6 protein-coding genes and 1 tRNA gene are annotated in these 3,949 nt (G+C 63.9%); 3 read left to right on the forward strand and 4 right to left on the reverse strand.

The window, feature by feature from the left end; genetic code table 11:
• From VFB18_RS05770 to VFB18_RS05780, 4 genes are all read right to left on the reverse strand, one after another.
• Nucleotides 1-249: hypothetical protein (locus VFB18_RS05770; protein ID WP_324972104.1), on the reverse strand; the 249-nt coding region annotated here is incomplete at its 3' end.
• Nucleotides 249-488 carry a helix-turn-helix transcriptional regulator gene (locus VFB18_RS15765; protein ID WP_414675655.1) on the reverse strand — a complete coding sequence of 80 codons (240 nt, stop codon included), beginning with the start codon at nt 486-488 and terminating at the stop codon, nt 249-251. The genes VFB18_RS05770 and VFB18_RS15765, both read right to left, overlap by 1 nt.
• A 166-nt stretch (nt 489-654) precedes the next feature.
• Nucleotides 655-730 (reverse strand) — tRNA-Ala (locus VFB18_RS05775).
• 164 nt (nt 731-894) lie between these two features.
• A complete protein-coding gene (locus tag VFB18_RS05780) occupies nt 895-1,293 on the reverse strand; it encodes a TIGR02300 family protein (RefSeq protein ID WP_324972106.1) in 399 nt (132 codons plus the stop codon).
• Between the two features lie 102 nt (nt 1,294-1,395).
• Here VFB18_RS05780 and aroA point away from each other — a divergent pair, with 102 nt between their 5' ends.
• Genes aroA through cmk form a run of 3 tightly spaced genes read left to right on the forward strand, consistent with a single transcriptional unit; the run spans nt 1,396 to nt 3,925 of the window.
• Nucleotides 1,396-2,706, forward strand: coding sequence for a 3-phosphoshikimate 1-carboxyvinyltransferase (gene aroA / locus VFB18_RS05785; RefSeq protein ID WP_324972109.1), 1,311 nt, complete (start codon nt 1,396-1,398; stop codon nt 2,704-2,706).
• A gap of 47 nt (nt 2,707-2,753) precedes the next feature.
• Entirely contained in the window at nt 2,754-3,287 is a 534-nt protein-coding gene (gene ppa, locus VFB18_RS05790; RefSeq protein WP_324972112.1) for an inorganic diphosphatase, read from the forward strand.
• On the forward strand, nt 3,284-3,925 hold the full coding sequence (gene cmk, locus VFB18_RS05795; RefSeq protein ID WP_324972114.1) for a (d)CMP kinase: 642 nt from the start codon (nt 3,284-3,286) through the stop codon (nt 3,923-3,925). Before ppa ends, cmk begins: the two co-directional genes overlap by 4 nt.
• The last annotated feature ends 24 nt before the right edge of the window (nt 3,926-3,949 follow it).

Genomic DNA, 3,949 nt, shown 5'->3' on the forward strand with positions numbered 1-3,949 from the left:
GCCACCACCGAGGCAGCATGTGCAGAGCCTCGTTTGAGGGTCCAGAATGTCATCGACGGCGTGCACGAAGCCGGCGAGCACGCGACTTGTTGCCCAGCCTTTGCCTGCAAGCTGGAAAATCCAATCCAAGATGGAGGCCGATGTGGTGCATCCCTCGAGATCAATCTCATAGGCATATTTCGGGTAGATCAGGACGCGATGCTTCTTATCGAGCTGCCATCCATTCCAACGCGCGCGGGTGGTTGTCATCACGACGCCTCCCGCAGCCAAATGGGGGCCTGCTTCTTTTTGGCGTCACCCTTTTCCGCGAGCGCTTGCAGCCAAGCCTCCACGTCGCGAGCGCGCCACCTATTGGTTTGCTCGCTGAGTCTGATGGGGGCAGGGAAAGAGCCGTCGCGAACCTTGCGACGGATAGTCCATTTCTTCAACCCGAGCAGCTCGGCGACTTCATCAATCGTGAGCAGCTCGAGGGTGTCTCTAGCAGACATTAGGCACACTCCTAGCTTTTCAAAAAAAATGTATCGTTAGATACATACGCTGGAGCGGCCGCGAATCGCTTGGGTGTGCCCGATAGTACTATTGGGATTTATGCATAGGCTTATACATCGCCGGACAAATCGGCGGTACTGATCGACAGCAAAGCCTTGGAAAATATGGTGGAGCCAGGCGGGATCGAACCGCCGACCTCGTGAATGCCATTCACGCGCTCTCCCAACTGAGCTATGGCCCCTTGTTCAGAAACCGGAAACCGCAAGCCAGAAGCCAAAATGCTCGGCCGGATTTCCGTCATCTCACTTAGGCGCGAGCCCTCCAAGGATCAAGAAAAATGCGTGGCGGGTGGCCAGCCACAAGCCCTTCTGGCTTCTGACTTCCGATTTCTGGCTTCCGCAAGCGTCAGCTCTCTTCACCCTTGTCGCCCACGATGCCCGACACGTCAGCCTCACCTTCCTCTTCTTCCTCGAGGAAGGTGTCTTCGTCGCCGGCCGGGATCTCGGGGGCGTCGTCGCCGAGATCGACGATCTCCTCGTCCTCCTCGGCGGGCACGTCGGCGCCGGCCTCTTCGACCTCCTCGAGGCTGATGACGTCCGGGGTCTCCAAGACCGGCGCATCAGCCTCGGGCTCGACCGGCTTGCGCGCCTCGGGCGCCGCAGCCGCGCCGCGCCGCGAGGTCGGGGCACTGACCTGGTACACGGACTGACAGACGGGGCAGACGATCGGCGTGCGGTTCAAGTCGTAAAACCGCGCTCCACAGCTCGGGCAAACGCGCTTGGTTCCCCGTGCGGGTTTCGACATTGATTATCCTCGATGCTTGATTGAGTTGCGCTCCCCATTGCCACGCCGGACCTGTGCTGTCAAAAGCTAATCAACCCGAAAATCGCGCCGAAAAGAGTGCCCATGCCACAACCTTTGACTTCGAGCCGGTCGGCCCGCCTGTCGGGGCGGGTGCGCGTGCCGGGCGACAAGTCGATTTCCCACCGCGCCCTGATTCTGGGCGCGCTGGCGACCGGGCGCACCCGCATCACCGGGCTGCTCGATGCCGAAGACGTGACGGCGACGGCAAAGGCCGTGGCGGCCCTTGGCGCCGAGGTGAGGCGCTGCGACGGAATGGTCGAGGTGGCAGGGCAGGGCGTCGGCGGGCTGATCGCCCCCGGCGCGCCTCTCGATTTCGGCAATTCCGGGACCGGTAGCCGGCTTATGCTGGGAGCAGTCGCCGGCAACCCTATCGTGGTCGAGTTCACCGGCGATGAATCCTTATGCCGGAGGCCGATGGGACGCGTGCTCAAACCGCTCAACCTCATGGGTCTCGAGGTCGACGACGGCAGAGCGACGTTGCCGCTCAAGATCCGCGGGACAGACGACCTCATTCCGATCGATTACACGCTCCCGGTGCCGTCGGCCCAGGTGAAGTCGGCCATTCTGCTCGCCGGCCTCCATGCGCCCGGCAAAACCACCGTCATCGAAGCCCTGCCCACTCGCGACCACACCGAGCGCATGCTCGGCTATTTCGGCGCCGAGCTTCTCGCCGAGGAGCGCGAAGGCGGGAGGGCTATCACCATTTGCGGCGATGCCGAGTTGCACGGCGCCGCGATCGCCGTTCCCGGCGATCCGAGCTCGGCCGCCTTCCTGGTCGCGGCAGCGCTGATCGCCGAACATTCCGATGTCACCATCGAAGGGGTGCTGATGAATCCGACGCGGAGCGGCTTCGTCGAGACCTTGCGCGAGATGGGCGGCTCGATCGAGTTGCTCGACCTTCGCCACGAAGGCGGCGAGCCGGTCGCCGATCTCCGCGTGCGCTCAAGCGCGCTCAAGGGATTGCGCGTTCCCGCCGAGCGGGCGCCATCGATGATCGACGAATATCCGATGCTCGCCTGCCTCGCCGCCTTCGCCGAGGGCGAGACGCGCATGGAGGGATTATCCGAGCTCAAGGCTAAGGAGAGCGACCGCCTCGCCGCGACCGAAGCCGGGCTCAAGGCTTGCGGCGTCGAGGCGCGCATCGAGGGTGACGACCTGATCGTTCACGGCTCCGGCGGGGTGAAAGGCGGAGCATTGGTCAAGACGCATATGGACCATCGCATCGCCATGGCCTTCCTCACGCTCGGACTTGGCGCCGACGCCCCCGTCACCGTCGACGACACGACCATGATTGCAACGAGCTTCCCGTCATTCGCCGCGCTGATGAGCACGCTCGGCGCCCGCTTTTCCTGACCTGCACGCGAAACCGCAAGGGACTCTTTTACGAGGGGCAATCTCACATGGACATCGCAAGCATTCCGGTCGGCGACAACCCTCCGCACGAGGTCAACGTGATCATCGAGATTCCGCAAGGCGGGGTGCCGGTGAAGTACGAGATGGACAAGAAATCCGGCGCCATGTTCGTCGACCGTTTCCTGCACACCGCCATGTTCTACCCGGCGAACTACGGCTTCATTCCGCACACGCTGTCCGAGGACGGCGACCCGGTCGATTGCCTGGTCGTCTCGCCGACGCCGGTGGCGCCCGGCGTCGTGGTCCGCGCGCGGCCGATCGGGGCGCTGCTCATGGAGGACGAGCACGGCGTGGACGAGAAGATCATCGCCGTCCCCACCGACAAGCTTCATCCCTTCTACAAGCGCGTCGGCAGCTACCGCGATCTGCCCGAGATCGTGCTCGAGCAGATCAGCCATTTCTTCGAGCACTACAAGGATCTCGAGAAGGGCAAATGGGCGAAGCTCAAGCGCTGGGCCGAGCCGAACGAGGCCGCCGACCTGATTCGCGCCGGCATCGCCCGGGCGAAGAGCGCCGCATGATCATCGCCATCGACGGGCCAGCGGCGTCCGGCAAGGGCACGCTGGGCAAGCGCATTGCCGATCATTACGGCCTCGCCCATCTCGACACGGGCAAGCTTTATCGCGCCGTCGCCCGCGATACGCTCATGCGCGGAGGCGATCCGGGCGATGCGCGCGCGGCCCTTGCCGCGGCAGAAGCACTCGAGCCTGCCAGTCTTGATGATCCGGCACTGAACGATAGTGGGATTGGAGAGGCGGCTTCCGTCGTGGCCGCCCATCCGGAGGTGCGGACTGCGCTCATCGCCTATCAGCGGGCTTTCGCCAGGCGGAAGCCGGGCGCCGTGCTCGACGGCCGCGATATCGGGACGGTCATCTGCCCCGATGCGGACGTGAAGCTGTTCGTCGTCGCCACATCCGAAGAGCGCGCACGCCGCCGCTATTGCGAACTCAAGCAGAGAGGAAGCCCGATCACCGAGGAAGAAGTGCTCGCCGACATCAGGCGGCGCGACGAACGCGACCAGCGCCGGGCCGCGGCGCCCCTTCGCATGGCCGAAGACGCAGTCTTGCTCGACACCACGAATTTGGATATAGACGCCGCGTTCAAGGCAGCCATCGATCTGATCGATGCTGCGCTCCGCCATGCCGGGCAGGCCGTTTGAGGCTCCTGCCCATTTTGCATTGGC

It is taken from the genome of Methyloceanibacter sp. (genome assembly GCF_035650995.1).
Taxonomy (GTDB): Bacteria; Pseudomonadota; Alphaproteobacteria; order Rhizobiales; family Methyloligellaceae; genus Methyloceanibacter.